Here is a 2,562-nt window from a genome sequence, read left to right on the forward strand (position 1 = left end):
ACATTGGATGGTTTTTTCAGCGATTCCGCAGCAGATAATTTTCATATCATGGTTTACTAAAGTTGATAGAACAGTGCATAGAGATTGCTATCCGCGAGATTGCGGTTTTTAAAATCATTATTTGTTAAAAATTTACCTCCTTTCCTGGTTTAAATAGTTTTGCCCTGAATGTTTGAGCAGGGATTCTCTACTTTTGGGTTTCAATAGCGCATCTGGCAGTTAAAGTTTAAAGATTGAAAATCATCCAGATTGCTTGCTACCATCAGAATTATTATGCATTCTTCAAACGACTTCAAGGTATCATGGCTACCTATCATGTCTTTAACATGCTGGGTTTTGTGAGCCAATTGGTTTATCATGTGGGCAATCTGAAGGCATTGGTAATAGTTTTGGGTTGCATTGAATGATTTTCTGGAGTATTTATGGCAAAGGTTGTAACCGTTATTTTTCTGATCGTTAAATCCTTCATTTTCGATTTTCCACCTTAATCGTCCATAGTTGCTTATGGTTTTACAGTTTTTGTTTGTAATTTCTAAATCAGTAATGTGTACAAACCTCTCCTTACAAGGGATTTCATTTTTTTTGATGTCCGCCGGTTGGCTGGTGATGTTTGTTTCCAAAAAGTTGATGGTGTGTTTTTTGTAATCATTGTTGTTGAGAAAGCAATATTCTGTGGTGATTTTGCTCTGTCCCAGGGTATCGTATGTTTTAACCATATTGTGAGCACCGGCTTTTTTGAGCAGGTTTACTTCCTCCCATACGCTTGAAAGATTGCCGTCTTTGAGGGTGATGATAAATCTCCAGCCATTGGTTTTACAGGTTTTGAACACATTGTCATTGGGATACAGTCCATCGGCGGCGATAGCTATGGGCAAACGTGGGTACATCTGCCTGATTTTTTCGCTCAGTCGTTTGAAGGCCTTAAGTTCACAATCCTGTTTTTCATACTCCCGGCCTACAGGGTTTTTAACCCATTCTGTTGCCATCGAAAAGCTAAATCCATTGCCGCACAAAATCTTAGCTTCCAGCACATAAGCCGTCCATGTCCGTTTTCCGTTTTTGGATGTTTTGTAGGGACATTCGGGGTATGGTTCGTAATCAAAACTGTGCAAGCCCGTGGCATCAATCCCGATAAGGTGATACAATCCAAAGAGTTTGTATTTATCCAATACTTTCGCTCTTAAAAGTAGTTGTACCATTTTGCGCTTGATTTCTTCAAGCTCCTGTGTATCCAATGTTTTAAGCAGTCGGTCGGAAGTGTCCAGGTCGGGTAGTTTACACTGGAACAGCCGTTCAAAATTGTGGGAATAGTTTCCTTTGGCGGCAGTGTTGTCGGCATGATTACGCGAACCGCGCTTGAAAAGGAACATACTCACTACGGCCATCAACAATTCCTCAACTTTGTAGACGGGTCTTTTGCGATGGTCGCTTACCTGGCTGAGCAGTTTCAAAAACTCCGGGAAACGTCGCTTGATGGTTATGCCCACCTGCATGGTGAACATGTACATTTGGTGCAACTCGATTTTAGCCTTACACCTGGCTCTTTTTCTGATTTTCTGTGTCTTCTAAAGAAGATACGAAATGATAAAATAAAATCAAAATAAAATGAAAAAAAACAAAAAATAATTTGGTTATTAATTTGAAATACAGTAATTTAGCTGCAAATAAAAACGCCGGTATACGTGGCTTTGCCCCGGCGTTTTTTTAAATAATAAAACATGAAACCCACATCCATTTGGAAAGGCGGGTAAACCGCCAATTTGTGGCATTCAGTTGTTAATCAGATAGTTAAACAAATAATTAATTCGCTTCTCATCCGCTACCAACAATTGCCAAAATTATTGCGAAAAAAATTTTCTGCCAAACATTTCATTTTAATCATTTACAAGGGTTTATCAATGGTTCTTTTTTCATGCGGAATCGCTGGGTTTTTTGTGGACGATTTCACAATTTAGAAAGCTACTAAGTATTTTGAAGGTAACAGAGGGCAGTCGCCAGTTGGCAGTTGGCAGTCCACTGGTTACCTCCTACTGCCAACTGCCTGCTTCTGTTTTATTAAGCAACTGTTCAAGATAATGATTACCGATGCCAAAGGCTCTTTTTATCTGATGAATCTGATCGGAAATTTTATCAACATCGGGTTTAATCTTTGTCTTGCGGCCTACAATAATCACATTTTTTGGCGTGTGGCTTGTTGAGATAAACTCAAATACTTTTGCATGATAGCCATACTTTTCCAAGATGAGCGCCCGCAACCCGTCGGTGAGCATTTCGGCTTGACGTTCTAAAAAAATCCCATGTTTCAGGATGGGTTTTAACTCGTTTTCAGGATTCATCTCTTTCCTGATCTGATGATGGCAGCATGGTGCACAAATAATGTAGGTAGCATCAGCCGAAATGCCTTTAAAAATGGCGTCATCGGTTGCTGTGTCGCAGGCATGAAGTGCAATCAGCATATCTATTTTCCCGACAGGATAATCGCTTATACTTCCCTGAACAAATGAAAGTCCTTCAAAACCCGATTCGGCTACAATCCTGTTGCATAGATCAACCAGGTTTTTC

Annotated in this window: 2 protein-coding genes; both read right to left on the bottom strand. The window is 39.8% G+C overall.

Annotated features, from left to right (window positions below):
• Positions 1–200: 200 nt before the first annotated feature.
• Positions 201–1,502 carry a hypothetical protein gene (locus tag WC310_05980; protein ID MFA5359330.1) on the bottom strand — a complete coding sequence of 434 codons (1,302 nt, stop codon included), beginning with the start codon at positions 1,500–1,502 and terminating at the stop codon, positions 201–203.
• 525 nt (positions 1,503–2,027) lie between these two features.
• Positions 2,028–2,562 (bottom strand): methyltransferase (locus WC310_05985; protein MFA5359331.1); only part of this gene is annotated, 535 nt, incomplete at its 5' end.

Source organism: Patescibacteria group bacterium (genome assembly GCA_041653535.1).
GTDB lineage: Bacteria > Patescibacteriota > Patescibacteriia > JACRDY01 > JACRDY01 > JBAZFH01.